General features: G+C 65.0%; 11 protein-coding genes. 8 read left to right on the forward strand and 3 right to left on the reverse strand.

The window, feature by feature from the left end:
- A partial coding sequence (locus F6X61_RS23445; protein ID WP_153784839.1) for a DUF3077 domain-containing protein occupies positions 1 to 196 on the forward strand: 196 nt, incomplete at its 5' end.
- Positions 197 to 325: 129 nt separating this feature from the next.
- On the opposite strand, the gene F6X61_RS23450 is transcribed toward F6X61_RS23445, so the two are convergent.
- Positions 326 to 1744: an amino acid permease gene (locus F6X61_RS23450; protein ID WP_153788738.1), complete on the reverse strand. Its 1419-nt coding sequence runs from the start codon at positions 1742 to 1744 to the stop codon at positions 326 to 328.
- 423 nt (positions 1745 to 2167) lie between these two features.
- Between F6X61_RS23450 and F6X61_RS23455 the strand changes: the two genes are divergently transcribed.
- The 3 genes from F6X61_RS23455 to F6X61_RS23465 all read left to right on the forward strand — a co-directional run bounded on the left by F6X61_RS23455 (position 2168) and on the right by F6X61_RS23465 (position 6698).
- A complete protein-coding gene (locus tag F6X61_RS23455; RefSeq protein WP_153788739.1) occupies positions 2168 to 5314 on the forward strand; it encodes a transglycosylase domain-containing protein in 3147 nt (1048 codons plus the stop codon).
- 89 nt (positions 5315 to 5403) lie between these two features.
- Entirely contained in the window at positions 5404 to 5940 is a 537-nt protein-coding gene (locus F6X61_RS23460; protein ID WP_153788740.1) for a PadR family transcriptional regulator, read from the forward strand.
- On the forward strand, positions 5937 to 6698 hold the full coding sequence (locus F6X61_RS23465) for a siderophore-interacting protein (RefSeq protein ID WP_153788741.1): 762 nt from the start codon (positions 5937 to 5939) through the stop codon (positions 6696 to 6698). The genes F6X61_RS23460 and F6X61_RS23465 overlap by 4 nt, the downstream gene beginning before the upstream one ends.
- Positions 6699 to 6794: 96 nt before the next feature.
- Here the strand turns inward: F6X61_RS23465 and F6X61_RS23470 are convergent, their stop codons facing one another.
- Positions 6795 to 7418, reverse strand: coding sequence for a Pr6Pr family membrane protein (locus F6X61_RS23470; protein ID WP_153788742.1), 624 nt, complete (start codon positions 7416 to 7418; stop codon positions 6795 to 6797).
- Complete coding sequence (locus F6X61_RS23475) at positions 7418 to 7639, reverse strand: VF530 family DNA-binding protein (protein ID WP_153788743.1); 222 nt, start codon at positions 7637 to 7639, stop codon at positions 7418 to 7420. The genes F6X61_RS23470 and F6X61_RS23475 overlap by 1 nt, the downstream gene beginning before the upstream one ends.
- A gap of 300 nt (positions 7640 to 7939) precedes the next feature.
- On the opposite strand from F6X61_RS23475, the gene F6X61_RS23480 reads away from it, so the two are divergent.
- The 4 genes from F6X61_RS23480 (at position 7940) to lon (ending at position 16668) form a co-directional block, all read left to right on the forward strand.
- Positions 7940 to 9982: a TonB-dependent receptor gene (locus tag F6X61_RS23480; protein ID WP_153788744.1), complete on the forward strand. Its 2043-nt coding sequence runs from the start codon at positions 7940 to 7942 to the stop codon at positions 9980 to 9982.
- Between the two features lie 260 nt (positions 9983 to 10242).
- Positions 10243 to 11589, forward strand: a complete 1347-nt coding sequence (locus tag F6X61_RS23485; RefSeq protein ID WP_153788745.1) for a carbohydrate porin — start codon at positions 10243 to 10245, stop codon at positions 11587 to 11589.
- A gap of 30 nt (positions 11590 to 11619) precedes the next feature.
- Positions 11620 to 14031, forward strand: a complete 2412-nt coding sequence (locus tag F6X61_RS23490) for a glucose/quinate/shikimate family membrane-bound PQQ-dependent dehydrogenase (protein ID WP_153788746.1) — start codon at positions 11620 to 11622, stop codon at positions 14029 to 14031.
- Between the two features lie 213 nt (positions 14032 to 14244).
- Positions 14245 to 16668, forward strand: a complete 2424-nt coding sequence (lon, locus tag F6X61_RS23495) for an endopeptidase La (RefSeq protein ID WP_153788747.1) — start codon at positions 14245 to 14247, stop codon at positions 16666 to 16668.
- Positions 16669 to 16684: the final 16 nt, after the last annotated feature.

Genomic DNA, 16684 nt, shown 5'->3' on the forward strand with positions numbered 1-16684 from the left:
GTTCCGCATCCAGCCAGGCATCCCCTTCCAGCACGCCTTCGACGAACTGTCGGTACTGCTCGGCTGCATCCGCCACCTTACCTGCGAAGCCGAAATGGAAAACGACATGCTGGCCGGCAGTTCGGCGCGCATCCTCAGCGCCATGGCCAAGGCGCTGATCGATGACATGGAGCTGGGGTTGAATCGTTCCGGTTGATCCAATGGCCTCATCGCGGGGCAAGCCCGCTCCCACGACGCCGACATCGTGGGAGCGGGCTTGCCCCGCGATAGGGCCCTCGCAACAGACACAAAAACAAAGCCCCGGCACTGGCCGGGGCTTCGTTGATCAGGCGGCGTTACTCGCCACGCCTTGCGCCTCTTTCGGCGCCAGGCGGAAGCTGTAGTACAGCGCCGTCAGCAGCACCAGGAACGCCGGGCCGATGTACAGCGCCACGCGGGTCTCCTCGAAGTACGCCATCAGCCCCACCACCAGCACCAGGAACGCCAGCGCCAGGTACGAGCTCAGCGGCCACAGCCACATGCGGTACTTGAGCGCGTTACGCTCGGCAGTGGACAGCCCGGCACGGAACTTGAGCTGCGCCAGCAGGATCATCACCCAGGTCCAGATCGCGCCGAAGGTGGCGATCGAAGTCACCCAGACGAACACCTTCTCCGGCACCAGGTAGTTGGCCAGCACGCCCAGCAGCAGCGCGCCGATCGACAGCAGCAGCGCATTGCGCGGCACACCGCTCTTCGAGGTGCGGGCGAAGGTGGCCGGGGCCTGGCCGTTCTGCGCCAGGCTGTAGAGCATGCGCCCGGTGCTGAAGATGCCGCCGTTGCACGACGACAGCGCGGCGGTGATCACCACGAAGTTGATGATGCCGGCGGCAGTCTTGATGCCGAGGCGCTCGAAGGTCATCACGAACGGGCTGCCCTGGCTGCCGATTTCGTTCCACGGGTAGATCGACAGGATCACGAACAGCGCGCCCACGTAGAACAGCAGGATGCGCCAGAACACCGAACCGATGGCCTGGGGGATGGTCTTCTGCGGGTTGCGGGCTTCGCCGGCGGTCAGGCCGATCATTTCCACGCCCAGGTAGGCGAACATCACCATCTGCAGCGACATCAGCACGCCGGTCACGCCGTTGGGCATGAAGCCGCCGTTGCTCCACAGGTTGGAGATGCCCATGGCCACGCCGTCATTGCCGAAGCCGAACGCGATCACGCCGATGCCGCCGAGCACCATGGCAATGATGGTGACGATCTTGATCAGGGCGAACCAGAACTCGAACTCGCCGAACGCCTTGACCGCGATCAGGTTGATCGCGCCCATGCTGCCCAGGGCCATCAGCGCCCAGATCCAGCGCGGCACATCGGGGAACCAGATGCCCATGTAGATGGCCACCGCGGTGATTTCGGCAACGCAGGTCACCAGCCACAGGAACCAGTAGTTCCAGCCGGTCAAGAAGCCCGCCAGCGGGCCGAGGTAGTCTTGGGCGTAGCGGCTGAAGGAGCCTGCGACCGGGTTGTGCACGGCCATTTCGCCGAGGGCGCGCATGATCACCAGGATGGCCAGGCCACCGATGATGTAGGACAGCATGATGGCGGGGCCGGCCATTTCGATGGCCTTGGCCGAACCGAGGAACAGGCCGACGCCGATACAGGCGCCGAGGGCCATCAGACGGATGTGCCGTTCGCCCAGTTCGCGCTTGAGCGGGCCGCCCTGGGCGAACTCACCGTGGGCAGGATGGTTGCCGACTGGCATAGCAATACAACCTCATTTTGTTATTGGATTTGACCTTCGTGCAGCACCGGCCGCGCCGATAGGCGCAACGTCGTCTTGCCAGGCGGCCTTGTGGGCCGGCCTGTCTGCCACGCGGGTTGCGGGCAGGGCGAAGGGGCCGAGCAGTATAGGAAGCCAGATGTAGGGCTTTTCACTATATAAAGCAGGAAATTTGGCGAGAATTCTCGGCCAGAATGCCTTTCACGGAGGGGCATCACCGCCCTTCAGTGCCCATGCACAGGAATGGGGCAGCTACCTTAGCAACATTGCCGAAGAATGGAAGTCGCACCAAAGGCGCATGTTCATACAGCCATCTTCGAAGCCTCCTACAAATTTTTCACCAAAGCCGACCAACGTCTAAGCTTCAGACAAGCAACGCGAAAATACCTGGCCGGACTCAAGACTATGGGCGCACTGTGGCAATCGGAACCAAGCAGTACGGAAGCACCCAAAGCACCCCAGGCTGAAACTCCACCGCCAAAACCTGCGCGCCAGCGCCATCTGTGGTGGCGGTTGATCCTGCTGATCCTGATCGTCGCAATGGTTGCGGTGGGCTATGCCGCCTGGCAGGAGATCCAGACCTCGCGCCTGCAATCGCGCGAATTCAGCAAACTGGCCAGCACCCTCACCTACCAGCTCGACCCCGGCCCCAGCGACGCCATCGTCTACCCCGGTGACGGCCCCTTCGACAAACGCCTGGGCTACAGCGCCCTGGGCGAATTCCTGCCGCGCCTGCTCAAGCGCGACTACCTGATCAACCAGCAGGTGCGTTTCTCCCCGGCGCTGATGAGCTATGCCGAGCATGGCCTGTTCGTGCCCTACGTCGAGAAGATCCAGGCCGGCCTGTCGATCACCGACTGCCGCGGCGACACCCTCTACCAGTACAACTACCCGCAGCACCTGTACCCGAACTTCGCGGCGATCCCGCCGGTGATGGTCAACAGCCTGCTGTTCATCGAAAACCGCGAACTGCTGGACCCAGCAGACCCGAAAAGCAACCCGGCGGTGGACTGGCCGCGCTTCGCCAAGGCCGCCTACAGCCAGGTGGCCAAGTACCTGGCGCTGCCCGGCCAATCTGCCGGCGGCAGCACCCTGGCCACGCAGCTGGAAAAATACCGGCATTCGCCGGACGGCCTGACCGTGTCCGGCGCCGAGAAGATCCGCCAGATGATTTCGGCCAGCGTACGCGCCTACCAGGGCGGGCCGGACACCACCGAGGCGCGCGAACGCATCGTGCGTGACTACCTCAACAGCGTGCCGTTGTCGGCGGTGCCCGGGCACGGTGAAGTGCATGGCATGGCCGAGGGCCTGCGGGTCTGGTACGGCGCCGATTTCGACCAGGTCAACCAGGCACTCACTTCCACCGCCAGCGACGAGAAAAGCCTGGCCGAGCGCGGCCTGGCCCTGCGCCAGGTGCTGTCGCTGATGATTGCCCAGCGCCGGCCCTCGCATTACCTGTCCAAAGGCCGCATCGAGCTGGCCGAGCTCACCGACGCGCACATCCGCGTGCTCGCCGCCAACGGCATCGTCGAGCGCCCGCTGGCCGACGCGGCCCTGGCCAGCAAGGCGGTGTACCGCGACTGGGTGGCCCAGCCGACCATCGTGCCGATCATCACCAACAAGGGCATCAGCCTGGCCCGCAACCGCCTGGCAGCCATGCTCAACCGCCCGCTGTACGACCTCGACCGCCTCGACCTGTCGGCCACCAGCACCCTGCAGGCCGACCTGAACGTGCAGGTCAGCCAGTACCTGAAGAACCTCGCCGACCCGGCGTTCGCCGCGCAAATGGGCCTGATCGGCGAACGCCTGCTCACCAGCAAGACCACCGACCAGGTCAGCTACAGCTTCACCCTGTTCGAGCGCACCGGCGACGGCTCGCGGGTGCGGGTGCAGACCGACAGCACCAACCAGCCCTTCGACATCAACGAGGGCAGCAAGCTGGAGCTGGGCTCCACCGCCAAGCTGCGCGTGCTGACCACCTACCTGGAAATCATCGCCGAGCTGCACGACAAGTACGCCGGCAAGCCGCCCGCCGAGCTGAAGAAGGTGCCGGTGGCCGAACTCGACCGCATCAGCCAGTGGTCGCTGGAATGGCTGATGCAGAACCAGAAGAACCAGAGCCTCGATGCCATGCTCGACGCGGCCCTTGAGCGCAAGTACTCGGCCAATACCGGCGAGGCGTTCTTCACCGGCGGCGGCATGCACGTGTTCAACAACTTCCGCAAGGAAGACAACAACCGCAACCCGACGCTCAAGGATGCCCTGCGCGAATCGATCAACCTGCCGTTCATTCGCCTGATGCGCGACCTGGTGCGCTACGTCACCTACCAGCAGCCGTACAACCGCGAACCGCTGCTCAGGGACGACAATGACCCACGGCGCCAGGAATACCTGGCGCGCTTCGCCGACCGCGAAGGCAGCAACTACATGATGCGGTTCTGGAAGAAGTACCAGCGCAAGACCTCGCAGCAGCGCCTGGATACCTTCCTCGACAGCATGCGCGTCACCCCGCAGCGCCTGGCGGCGGTGCACCGCTACCTGTTCCCCGAATCCGGCCAGGAAACCTTCAACGCGTTTGTCAGGGCCCACAGCAAGGACGACAAGATCGCCATGGCCAAGCTCACCGACAGCCGCCTGGTGGAAATGTACGAAGCCTATGGGCCGGGCAAGTACGACCTGCCCGACCAGGGCTATATCGCCAAGGTTCACCCGCTGGACCTGTGGATGCTCGGCTACCTGCTGAAGAACCCCGGCGCATCGCTCAAGGACACCCTCAACGCCAGCCGTTTCGAGCGCCAGGAGGTGTACAGCTGGCTGTTCAAGAGCCGCCACCAGGGCGCCCGCGACAGCCGCATCCGCACCATGGTCGAGATCGAGGCGTTCACCGATATCCACCAGCGCTGGAAGCGTGTGGGTTACCCGTTCGACCACCTGGTGCCGTCCCTGGCCACCGCCATCGGCAGCTCCGGCGACCGCCCGGCCGCGCTCTCCGAGCTGGTCGGCATCATCCAGAACGACGGCGTGCGCCTGCCGACCCTGCGTATCGACACCCTGCACTTCGCCCAGGGCACGCCTTACGAAACCCAGCTGCTCAGCGACCCCGACCGCGGCCAGCGGATCCTCCCGGTCGAGGTGGCCCGGGCGCTCAAGGGCGCGATGTCGCAGGTGGTGGACGCCGGTACCGCACGGCGCATCTCGGGCAGCTTCAAGCTGCACGACGGCACGCCGCTGGTGATGGGTGGCAAGACCGGCACCGGCGACAACCGCATCGAAAGCTTTGGCGCAGGTGGCCGGCTGATCGGCTCGCGCTCGCTGAACCGCACCGCCACCTTCGTGTTCTTCCTCGGCGACAACCACTTCGGCACCCTCACCGCCTTCGTGCCGGGGCGCACGGCCGAAGCCTTCACCTTCACCTCGGCACTGCCGGTGCAGGTGCTCAAGGGCATGGCACCGATCCTCATGCCGTACCTGGAACCGAACAACCCCAACGCGTGCAAGGCACCGCAGGTGGCCTTGCAACCGGTACAGCGCAACGACCTATCGAGCAACTAGATGATAATCATCTGCATTTGAGGGCTTGTCTTTAGATATATCTTGAGTAATATCTTGCGATATATCGAAACAGACGGAGCCCCTGCGCCATGCGCGATCATTCCTCCCATGACCCTTTCGAACGCCGCCCTGGCCGCGGCGAGCGCGGCCCACGGGTGTTCGCACCGGGCGACCTGAAACTGCTGATGCTGTCGATGCTGGCCGAGCAGCCTGGCCATGGCTACGACCTGATTCGCCAGATCGAGAACCTGTTCGACGCCAGCTACAGCCCAAGCCCCGGCGTGATCTACCCGACCCTCAGCTACCTCGAAGAAGCCGAGCTGATCAGCGGCCAGATCCAGGGCAGCAAGCGCCTGTACGCCATCACCGATGCCGGTCGCAACGCCCTGGCCGAGCAAGCGGTCGCCCTCGACGGCGTGCGCATGCGCATCGAAGTGAGCAAGCGAGCCCTGCGCGGCCATGACCGCCCCCCCGAAATCCATGAAGCCGTCGGCAACCTGCGCCACGCCCTGCACATGCACAGCGGCCGCTGGACGCCCGACGAGATCGAGCGGGTACGCACCCTGCTCAACGACACCGCCAAGGCCATCGCCTCTGGGCCGGCCGTTACGGAGAACACCCCATGAGCGACACCATCCACCGCGTCAACCACGAAATCCGCCAGCGCCGCCTTGTGGTGCTGCGGGTCACCGACCTGACCCCGCGCATGCGCCGCGTCACCCTCGGTGGCGCCGAGCTGGCCGGTTTCACCAGCGTCGGCACGGACGACCACATCAAGCTGCTGTTTGCCTGCACGCCCGAGGAGCAGGTGACCATCGATGCGCGCAACCTGGGCCGCGACGGCGGCGCCCGGCCGACCATGCGCGAATACACACCACGGCGCATCGACCTGGCGAACCTGGAGCTGGACATCGATTTCGTGCTGCACGGCGACGGTCCGGCGTCGACCTGGGCCGCCCAGGCCGCGCCGGGGCAGACGCTGGACATCGCCGGGCCACGGGCCTCGATGGTGGTGCCGGATATTTTCGACAGTTACCTGCTGATCGGCGATGAAACGGCGATCCCGGCCATTGCGCGACACCTGGAAGAACTGCCGGCAGGGCGCCAGGTGCTGGCGGTGATCCAGATCGAGGATGAACAGGAGCGCCAGCCACTGCCGAGCAAGGCCCAGGTCGAGGTGATCTGGGTGCGCCGGAAAGGCGAAGACCTGCTGGAGCGGGTGAAGCACCTGGCGCTGCCAGATGGCCGGTTGTACGGCTGGGTGGCGCTGGAGAAGGCACTGACCCGCCAGGCCAAGGCATTGCTGCTGGACAAAGGCGTGCCCGAGGATGCCCTCAAGGCCGCTGCCTACTGGCGAGCTGACGGCAGCGCCGACGACGAGTGAGGTTGCCAGTACTGCATTATCGCGGGGCAAGCCCGCTCCCACGCCAATATGGATACGTGGGAGCGGGCTTGCCCCGCGATAACACCAACAATTTCATCAAGGCCTGCGCCAGCGATCCAACCCCAGCAATACCAGCCCTATCCCCCAAAACCCCGCCAGCACCCCCAGGGCATTGACCATCACCTGCCCATACCCCAACCGCGCCACATCGACGAAGGGATACGGATAGACCCCGATCTCATGCCCGCGCAACAGCACAAAGGCAAAATACAGCCCCGGATACAGCGCCCACAGCGCAAGGTGCCACAGCCGCAGTTGCCCCTTCGGCACCTCGAACCACCAATACAGAAAGTACAGCACCGGCATCACGTCGTGCAGCAGCTCGTCCGCCAACCATTGCCAGCCCTGGGGTTGCCACAGGTGGCGCAACAGCAAGCTGTAGGCCAGGCCCACCAGCAGGATGCTGGCGGCGATGCACGAACTGACCGCAGGTGAGAGGAACCAGCGCCTGGCCGCCGACTCGCGACCGAACGCGGCATGGCTCAATACCGTGGCCGCCAGGGTGTTGCTCAGCACGGTGAAAAAACAGAACAGGTTGACCAGCCCGCCAATCAGGCTGGCCTGCGCCTGCCAGCGCGCCAGCAGCACCAGGTACAACTGGATCGCCAGGCCCGCCCAGCCGAGCACGGCGGCGAGCGTCAACCAGGGGCGGCGCGGCATCAGCCTTTGCGCTGCAGCTTCACGTACAGCTGCTCGACCTTCTCCCGCGCCCAGGGCGTCTTGCGCAGGAAGGTCAGGCTCGACTTGATGGTCGGGTTGCTCTTGAAGCAGCGGATATCGACGCGCTCGGCCAGGCCCTGCCATTGGTAGTGCGCCACCAGCTCGGTGAGGATCTGCTCGAGGGTCTTGCCGTGCAGCGCATTGTGTTGGGCCGTGCTCATGCCAGTGCTCCAGGTTCGGGAAGGTGCGCACCTTACACGAGTGTAGAGGGCTAGTGGCATCTACGGCCTGTGCAGGTGTGCCCTGTAGGAGCGGCCTTGTGTCGCGAAAGGGGCGCGCAGCGGCCCCAGGATCGTGGCCATGGCATAGATCGTTGGGGCTGCTTTGCAGCCCTTTCGCGACACAAGGCCGCTCCTACAGACAAATACGCCAACCCACAAAGTACTGGCCAGCACCGAACGGCTTGTGATGAAATGTTATAAAATAACTATTAACAATCTGCCAAGGAACGCCACATCTCCATGCGTCACATGCCGCTGCACCTCTCCCCTCTTGCCGTCGCACTCTGGCTGGCCTCGCCCGCAAGCCACGCCGTCGAGCTGCAACCCCAGGTGATCACCGCCAACCCGCTGGGCAACGCGCAACTGGCCGCCCCCAGCACCGTGCTCGAAGGCGACGCGCTGCTGCAACAGCAGCACGGCAGCCTGGGCGAGACCCTGAACAAACAGCCCGGCGTCGCCTCCACCTGGTTCGGCCCCGGCGCCAGCCGCCCGGTGATCCGTGGCCTGGACGGCGACCGTATCCGCATCCTGCGCAACGGCGTCGGCGCCCTGGACGCCTCGTCGCTGTCCTATGACCACGCCGTGCCGCTGGACCCGGTCACCGTCGAACGGATCGAGATCGTGCGTGGCCCGGCCGCCCTGCTGTACGGCGGCAACGCCATCGGCGGTGTGGTCAACACCTTCGACAACCGCATCCCCGACGCGCCCATCGACGGCATCCACGGCGCCGGTGAGCTGCGCTATGGCGGCGCCGACACCACCCGCAGCAGCGCCGGCAAGCTGGAAGCCGGCAACGGCGCCTTCGCCCTGCACCTGGATGCCAACAGCCGCCAGTTCAACGACCTGCGCATCCCCGGTTACGCACGCAGCTCGAAGGTGCGCGACGCCGACGAGCCTGGCAGCAAGCACCGCCTGGACAACAGCGACGGCCGCCAGGACGGTGGAGCAATCGGCGGCAGCTATCACTGGGACCACGGCTACACCGGCCTGTCCTACAGCCGCTACGACAGCAACTACGGCTCGGTGGCCGAACCCGGTGTGCGCCTGGACATGCAACAGGACCACTACGGCTTCGCCTCGGAACTGCGCGACCTCGACGGCCCGTTCAGCTCGGTCAAGGTCGATGCCGGCTACACCGACTACCAGCACCGCGAGATCGAAAGCGGCGAAGTGCACACCACCTTCAAGAACAAAGGCTACGAGGCGCGCATCGAGGCGCGGCACCAGCCGCTCGGCCCGGTCGAGGGGGTGATCGGCGCGCAGGTCAGCCGCAACGAATTCTCCGCCCTGGGTGAAGAGGCATTCGTCCCGCACACCGACACCGACAGCCTGGCGCTGTTCATGCTCGAACAATGGCAGGCCACCGAGCGCCTGAACCTCAGCCTGGGCGCCCGCCTGGAGCACACCCGCGTCGACCCCGATGCCAAGGGCAACGAAACCTTCGCCGCCGCCGACAGCGCCAGCAGCTTCAACGCCTTCAGCCTCTCTTCCGGCGCCGTCTACCAGCTCGACCCGGTGTGGGCGCTGGCCGCCAACCTGGGCTACACCGAGCGCGCCCCGACCTTCTACGAGCTGTACGCCAACGGCGCCCACGTCGCCACCGGCGCCTTTGAGGTGGGTGACGCCAACCTGAACAAAGAGAAAGCCATCTCCGGCGACCTGGCCCTGCGCTTCGACAATGGCACCCACAAGGGCAGTGTCGGCGTGTTCTACAGCCACTTTCGCAACTACATCGGCCTGATCGGTACCGGCAACCTGCGCGAAGGGCACGATCATGATCATGACGAAGATCATGATCACGACCATGAGCACGAAGGCTTCCCCGAGTACCAGTACCAGGGCGTGCGTGCGCGCTTCTATGGCATCGAGGCCCAGGACCGTTGGCAGTTGCTGGAGAACCGCTACGGCAGTTTCGCCCTGGAGCTGTCGGGCGACTACACCCGGGCGAAGAACCTCGACAGCGGCGAGCCGCTGCCGCGCATCGCGCCTTTGCGCCTGAACAGCGGGCTGGTGTGGGAACTGGATCGCTGGCAGGCGCGGGTCGACGTGCAGCATGCTTCTTCGCAGCACCGTAAGCCGGCCAATGAGACCAGCACCGATGGCTACACCACCCTGGGTGCCAGCCTGGGGTATCGCTTCGATATCGGCCAAAGCCAGTGGCTGGCCTTTGTGCGTGGGGAGAACCTGACGGACCAGACGGTGCGCTATGCCAGTTCGATCCTGCGGGATATCGCGCCGGCGCCGGGGCGTAGTGTGGAGGTAGGGCTGCGTACGAGCTTCTAAACCCATCGCGGGGCAAGCCCGCTCCCACGAAAACCTGAACCGCTCGTGGGAGCGGGCTTGCCCCGCGATGGCCCTGACTATTACCCCTCCAGCAACAATCCCCTGCGACATTTTGTCTTTTTTTCTTACAACTTCCCCTATATCCTCCCCGCCGCAAGCTGAATCGCTTCATCGAATACCTTTCGCAGCCTTTCCCTTCGATGCTCCCACGCCTCGTTGCGCTTGCCGTTTCTTCAACAATCAAAAGATAGCGCTATCTCATGCTCCAGTTGCCCACTACCCGCTACGCCGGACTCGCCTTCGCCACCCTGCTCGGCAGCCTGTCCCCCACCACCAGCGCCAGCGAACTGTTCGCCAAGGACTCCCCCTGGATGCTCGGCGACTGGGGCGGCACCCGCACCGACCTGCTGGAAAAGGGCTACGACTTCACCCTCGGCTACACCGGCGAGATGGGCAGCAACCTGCACGGTGGCTACAGCCACGACCGCGCCGCACGCTACAGCGACCAGTTCACCTTCGGCGTGAACATGGACCTGCAGAAGATCCTCGGCTGGCATGACACCGAATTCCAGCTGACCGTCACCGAGCGCCACGGCAACAACATCAGCAACGACCGAATCAACGACCCGCGCGTCGGCGGCTTCACCTCGGCCCAGGAAGTCTGGGGCCGCGGCGAAACCTGGCGGCTGACGCAGATGTGGATCAAGCAGAAGTACTTCGACGGTGCGCTGGATGTGAAATTCGGCCGCTTCGGCGAAGGCGAAGACTTCAACAGCTTCCCGTGCGACTTCCAGAACCTGGCGTTCTGCGGCTCGCAGGTCGGCAACTGGGTGGGCGGCATCTGGTACAACTGGCCGGTCAGCCAGTGGGCGCTGCGCGTGCGCTACAACCTGAACGACGAGCTCTATGCCCAGGTCGGCGTGTTCGAGCAGAACCCGTCCAACCTCGAATCGGGCAACGGCTTCAAGCTCAGCGGCAGCGGCACGCAAGGTGCGGTGATGCCGGTCGAGCTGGTGTGGAGCCCGCGGCTCAATGGCCTGAAAGGGGAATATCGCGCCGGCTACTACTACAGTAATGCCAAGGCACAGGATGTTCTGAAGGACAGCAACGGCGCCCCGGCCGCCATCAGCGGCGCCGCCTACCGCAGCAGCTCGAGCAAGCACGGCCTGTGGCTCGGCGTGCAGCAGCAGGTGACCGCGCAGGCGTCCGACCAGTCGCGTGGCCTGAGCCTGTTCGCCAATGCCACGGTGCACGACAAGAAGACCAATGCCATCGACAACTATGTACAGGCAGGTGTGGTTTACAAAGGGCCGTTCGACGCCCGCGCCAAGGACGACATCGGTTTCGCCCTGGCCCGTGTGCACGTCAACCCCGGCTACCGCAAGAACGCCCGCCTCATCAACCAGGCCGCCGGTCTCTACGACTACGACAACCCTGGCTACCTGCCCGTGCAGGACACCGAATACAGCGCCGAACTCTATTACGGCATCCACCTGGCCAACTGGCTCACCGTGCGCCCGAACCTGCAGTACATCCGCCACCCGGGCGGGGTGTCGCACGTCGATGATGCGCTGATCGGTGGCCTGAAGATCCAGAGCACTTTCTAACCTCCCCTTCCACTCTACGGAGAACAGACGATGAGCACTGACGGTGCCAACAATGGAACCCGCTGGCTACCGCGCCTGATGGGCGTGCTGCTGTTGCTGATGGGCCTGGCCCTGCTGGCCGGCGGCATCAAGCTGAGCCAGCTGGGCGGTTCGCTTTACTACCTGATCGCCGGGGTCGGCTTCGCCCTGTCCGGCATCCTGCTGCTGGCCAAGCGCCGCATCGCCCTGGGCCTGTACGGCCTGGTGCTGCTGGGCAGCACGGTCTGGGCCCTGCTGGAAGTCGGCCTGGATTGGTGGCAACTGGTGCCACGCCTGGCCATCTGGTTCGCCATCGGCGTCGTGCTGCTGCTGCCGTGGGCGCGTCGCCCGCTGATCGGGCCTGCATCGAAGATCAATACCGCCCTGCTCAGCGTGGCCGTGGTAGCCTCCGGCGCCACAGCCGTGGCCAGCCAGTTCACCCACCCGGGCGAAATTCGTGGCGCGTTCACCCGCGACGACAGCGAAATGGGCAGCGCCGCTCCGGCCATGCCGGACGGTGAATGGCAGGCCTACGGCCGTACCGAACACGGCGACCGCTACTCGCCGCTGCGCCAGATCACCCCGCAGAACGCCTACCGCCTGGAAGAAGCCTGGCGCATCCGCACCGGTGACCTGCCGACCGAAAACGACCCGGTGGAGCTGACCAACCAGAACACCCCGCTGAAAGTGAACGGCATGCTCTATGCCTGCACCGCCCACAGCAGGCTGTTGGCCCTGGACCCGGACACCGGCGCCGAGATCTGGCGCTACGACCCGCAGGTCAAGAGCCCTACAGGTACCTTCAAGGGCTTCGCCCACATGACCTGTCGTGGCGTCTCCTACTACGACGAGAACAGCTACGTCAGCCGTGACGGCAGCCCCGCGCCGAAAATCACCGACGCCGGCCAGGCCGTGGCCCAGGCCTGCCCGCGCCGCCTCTACCTGCCTACCGCCGACGCCCGCCTGATCGCCATCAACGCCGACAACGGCAAGGTCTGCGAAGGCTTCGCCAACCAGGGCGTGATCGACCTGACCCGCGGCATCGGCCCATTCACCGCCGGTGGCTACTACTCCACCTCGCCGGCGGCGATCACCCGCAGCCTGGTGATCATCGGCGGCCACGTGACCGACAACGAGTCGACCAACGAGCCGTCCGGCGTGATCCGCGCCTATGACGTGCACGACGGCCACCTGGTGTGGAACTGGGACAGCAACAACCCGGACGACACCAAGCCCCTGGCCGACGGCAAGTTCTACAGCCGCAACTCGGCCAACATGTGGTCGATCGCCAGCGTCGATGAAGACCTCGGCATGATCTACCTGCCGCTGGGCAACCAGACTCCCGACCAATGGGGCGCCGACCGCACCCCGGGCGCCGAGAAGTACAGCGCCGGCATCGTCGCCCTGGACCTGGCCACCGGCAAGGCGCGCTGGAACTACCAGTTCACCCACCATGACCTGTGGGACATGGACGTCGGCAGCCAGCCGACCCTGGTCCACCTGAAGACCGACGACGGCGTCAAGCCCGCGGTCATCGTGCCGACCAAGCAAGGCAGCCTGTATGTGCTCGACCGCCGCGATGGCACGCCGATCGTGCCGATCCGCGAGATCCCGGTACCACAAGGCGCGGTCAAGGGCGACCACACCGCACCGACCCAGGCCCGCTCCGACCTCAACCTGCTCGGCCCGGACCTGACCGAACAGGCCATGTGGGGCGCCACGCCGTTCGACCAGATGCTCTGCCGCATCCAGTTCCGCAGCCTGCGCTACGAAGGCCAGTACACCCCGCCGTCCGAGCAGGGCAGCCTGGTCTATCCGGGCAACGTCGGCGTGTTCAACTGGGGCAGCGTGTCGGTCGACCCGGTGCGCCAGCTGCTGTTCACCTCGCCCAACTACATGGCCTTCGTGTCGAAGATGGTGCCGCGTGAGCAGGTTGCCGAAGGCAGCAAGCGCGAAAGCGAGACCAGCGGCGTGCAGCCGAACACCGGTGCGCCGTACGCCGTGACCATGCACCCGTTCATGTCGCCGCTGGGCGTGCCGTGCCAGGCTCCGGCCTGGGGCTATGTGGCCGCCATCGACCTGTTCACCAACAAAGTGGTGTGGAAGCACAAGAACGGCACCACCCGTGACAGCACCCCGGTACCGATCGGCATGCCGGTGGGCGTACCGAGCATGGGCGGCTCGATCGTCACCGCCGGTGGCGTGGGCTTCCTCAGCGGCACCCTGGACCAGTACCTGCGCGCCTATGACGTGAAGAACGGTGAAGAGCTGTGGAAAGCCCGCCTGCCGGCAGGCGGCCAGGCCACGCCGATGACCTACACCGGCAAGGACGGCAAGCAGTATGTGCTGGTGACTGCCGGCGGCCACGGTTCACTGGGCACCCGCATGGGTGACTACATCATCGCTTACAAACTCGCCGAGTAAGCCTGCAATGCGGTGGTGAACCCACCACCGCTTTCGCGGGTAAACCCGCTCCCACAGGTATTGCGCCGCCCTGGAAGCAGCGAAGTACCTGTGGGAGCGGGTTTACCCGCGAAAGGGCCAAAACGGGCCCTGAGCCTCCCCCCTTCGTCTACCATTGAAACCCATCCCTCCCCGCCCCATCTAAGCACCCATAGCCATTCACGCAGGTGCCCCATGAGCGACCAGCAGGATTTCCCGGACCGCCCCGACGAACACAGCGAAGTCGAACACCCCGACCACGCGACCGGCGCCGGCCACCACCTCGCCCTGCCCGGCCAGCAGCTGCCGGACAAGGTCTACGTGATCCCGATCCACAATCGCCCGTTCTTCCCCGCGCAAGTGCTGCCGGTGATCGTCAATGAAGAGCCCTGGGCCGAAACCCTCGACCTGGTGGCCAAGACCCCGCACCACTCGCTGGCGCTGTTCTTCATGGATACCCCGGCCGAAGACCACCGCCACTTCGACACCAAGGCCCTGCCTGAGTACGGCACCCTGGTGAAGGTGCACCACGCCAGCCGCGAAGGCGGCAAGCTGCAGTTCGTCGCCCAGGGCCTGACCCGGGTGCGCATCCGCACCTGGCTCAAGCACCACCGCCCGCCCTACCTGGTCGAAGTCGAATACCCGCACCAGCCGGCGCAGCCCACCGATGAGGTGAAGGCCTACGGCATGGCGCTGATCAACGCGATCAAGGAGCTGCTGCCGCTCAACCCGCTGTACAGCGAAGAGCTGAAGAACTACCTCAACCGCTTCAGCCCCAACGACCCATCGCCGCTCACCGATTTCGCCGCCGCGCTCACCTCCGCCACCGGCAGCCAACTGCAGGAAGTGCTGGACTGCGTGCCCATGCTCAAACGCATGGAGAAAGTGCTGCCGATGCTGCGCAAGGAAGTCGAAGTCGCGCACCTGCAGAACGAGATCTCCGCCGAGGTGAACCGGCAGATCGGTGAGCACCAGCGCGAGTTCTTCCTCAAGGAACAGCTCAAGGTCATCCAGCAGGAGCTGGGCCTGACCAAGGACGACCGCAGCGCCGATGTCGAGCAGTTCCAGCAACGCCTGCAAGACAAGACCCTACCCGAGCAGGCGAAAAAACGCATCGACGAAGAGATGGGCAAGCTGGCCATCCTCGAAACCGGCTCGCCGGAATACGCCGTCACCCGCAACTACCTGGACTGGGCCACCGCCCTGCCCTGGGGCGTGTATGGCGACGACAAGCTCGACCTTGCGCACGCTCGCAAGGTGCTGGACCGCCACCACGCCGGGCTCGACGACATCAAGGAGCGCATCCTCGAATTCCTCGCCGTGGGCGCCTGGAAAGGCGAGATCAGTGGCTCGATCGTGCTGCTGGTGGGCCCGCCCGGGGTGGGCAAGACCAGTATCGGCAAGTCCATCGCCGAATCCCTCGGCCGGCCGTTCTACCGCTTCAGCGTCGGCGGCATGCGTGACGAGGCCGAGATCAAGGGCCATCGCCGTACCTACATCGGCGCCCAGCCGGGCAAGCTGGTGCAGGCGCTGAAGGAGGTCGAGGTGATGAACCCGGTGATCATGCTCGACGAGATCGACAAGATGGGCCAGAGCTACCAGGGCGACCCCGCCTCGGCGCTGCTGGAAACCCTCGACCCCGAGCAGAACGTCGATTTCCTCGACCATTACCTGGATCTGCGCCTGGACCTGTCCAAAGTGCTGTTTGTCTGCACCGCCAACACCCTGGACTCGATCCCCGGGCCGTTGCTCGACCGCATGGAAGTGATCCGCCTGTCCGGCTATATCACCGAAGAAAAACTGGCCATCGCCAAGCGCCACCTGTGGCCCAAGCAGCTGGAAAAGGCCGGTGTCTCAAAGCGCAGCCTGAGCATCAGCGACAGCGCCCTGCGTACGGTGATCGAGGGTTATGCCCGCGAGGCCGGCGTGCGCCAGCTGGAGAAACAACTGGGCAAGCTGGTGCGCAAGGCAGTGGTCAAGCTGTTGGACAATCCGGACGCCAAACTGAAGATCGGCAACAAGGAGCTTGAACCGGCCCTCGGCATGCCGGTGTTCCGAAGCGAACAGGTGCTGGCCGGCAAGGGCGTGATCACCGGCCTGGCCTGGACCAGCATGGGTGGCGCCACCCTACCGATCGAGGCCACGCGCATCCACACCCTCAGCCGCGGCCTCAAGCTCACCGGCCAGTTGGGGGATGTGATGAAGGAGTCGGCGGAAATCGCCTACAGCTATGTCAGCTCCAACCTGAAGCAGTTCGGTGGCACGCCCGGCTACTTCAACGAGGCCTTCATTCACCTGCACGTGCCCGAAGGCGCCACCCCCAAGGATGGCCCCAGCGCCGGCGTGACCATGGCCAGCGCGCTGTTGTCGCTGGCCCGTGACCAGGCGCCGAAGAAAGGCGTGGCCATGACCGGCGAGTTGACCCTGACCGGGCAGGTGCTGCCGATTGGCGGCGTGCGCGAGAAGGTGATTGCCGCGCGACGGCAGAAAATCTTCGAGCTGATCCTGCCCGAGGCCAATCGCGGTGATTTCGCGGAGTTGCCGGAGTATTTGAAAGAGGGCCTGACCGTTCATTTCGCCAAGCGCTATGCGGATGTGGCAAAGGTACTTTTCAGCTGAGGAAACGGCGTAGGCG

Origin of the sequence: Pseudomonas sp. EMN2 (assembly GCF_009650555.1) — a bacterium.
Classification (GTDB): domain Bacteria; phylum Pseudomonadota; class Gammaproteobacteria; order Pseudomonadales; family Pseudomonadaceae; genus Aquipseudomonas; species Aquipseudomonas sichuanensis.

Coding starts and splice junctions, on each gene's coding strand:
- F6X61_RS23450 (WP_153788738.1), bottom strand. CDS start 1,744: ATGCCAGTCGGCAACCATCCTGCCCACGGTGAGTTCGCCCAGGGCGGC.
- F6X61_RS23455 (WP_153788739.1), top strand. CDS start 2,168: ATGGGCGCACTGTGGCAATCGGAACCAAGCAGTACGGAAGCACCCAAA.
- F6X61_RS23460 (WP_153788740.1), top strand. CDS start 5,404: ATGCGCGATCATTCCTCCCATGACCCTTTCGAACGCCGCCCTGGCCGC.
- F6X61_RS23465 (WP_153788741.1), top strand. CDS start 5,937: ATGAGCGACACCATCCACCGCGTCAACCACGAAATCCGCCAGCGCCGC.
- F6X61_RS23470 (WP_153788742.1), bottom strand. CDS start 7,418: ATGCCGCGCCGCCCCTGGTTGACGCTCGCCGCCGTGCTCGGCTGGGCG.
- F6X61_RS23475 (WP_153788743.1), bottom strand. CDS start 7,639: ATGAGCACGGCCCAACACAATGCGCTGCACGGCAAGACCCTCGAGCAG.
- F6X61_RS23480 (WP_153788744.1), top strand. CDS start 7,940: ATGCGTCACATGCCGCTGCACCTCTCCCCTCTTGCCGTCGCACTCTGG.
- F6X61_RS23485 (WP_153788745.1), top strand. CDS start 10,243: ATGCTCCAGTTGCCCACTACCCGCTACGCCGGACTCGCCTTCGCCACC.
- F6X61_RS23490 (WP_153788746.1), top strand. CDS start 11,620: ATGAGCACTGACGGTGCCAACAATGGAACCCGCTGGCTACCGCGCCTG.
- lon (WP_153788747.1), top strand. CDS start 14,245: ATGAGCGACCAGCAGGATTTCCCGGACCGCCCCGACGAACACAGCGAA.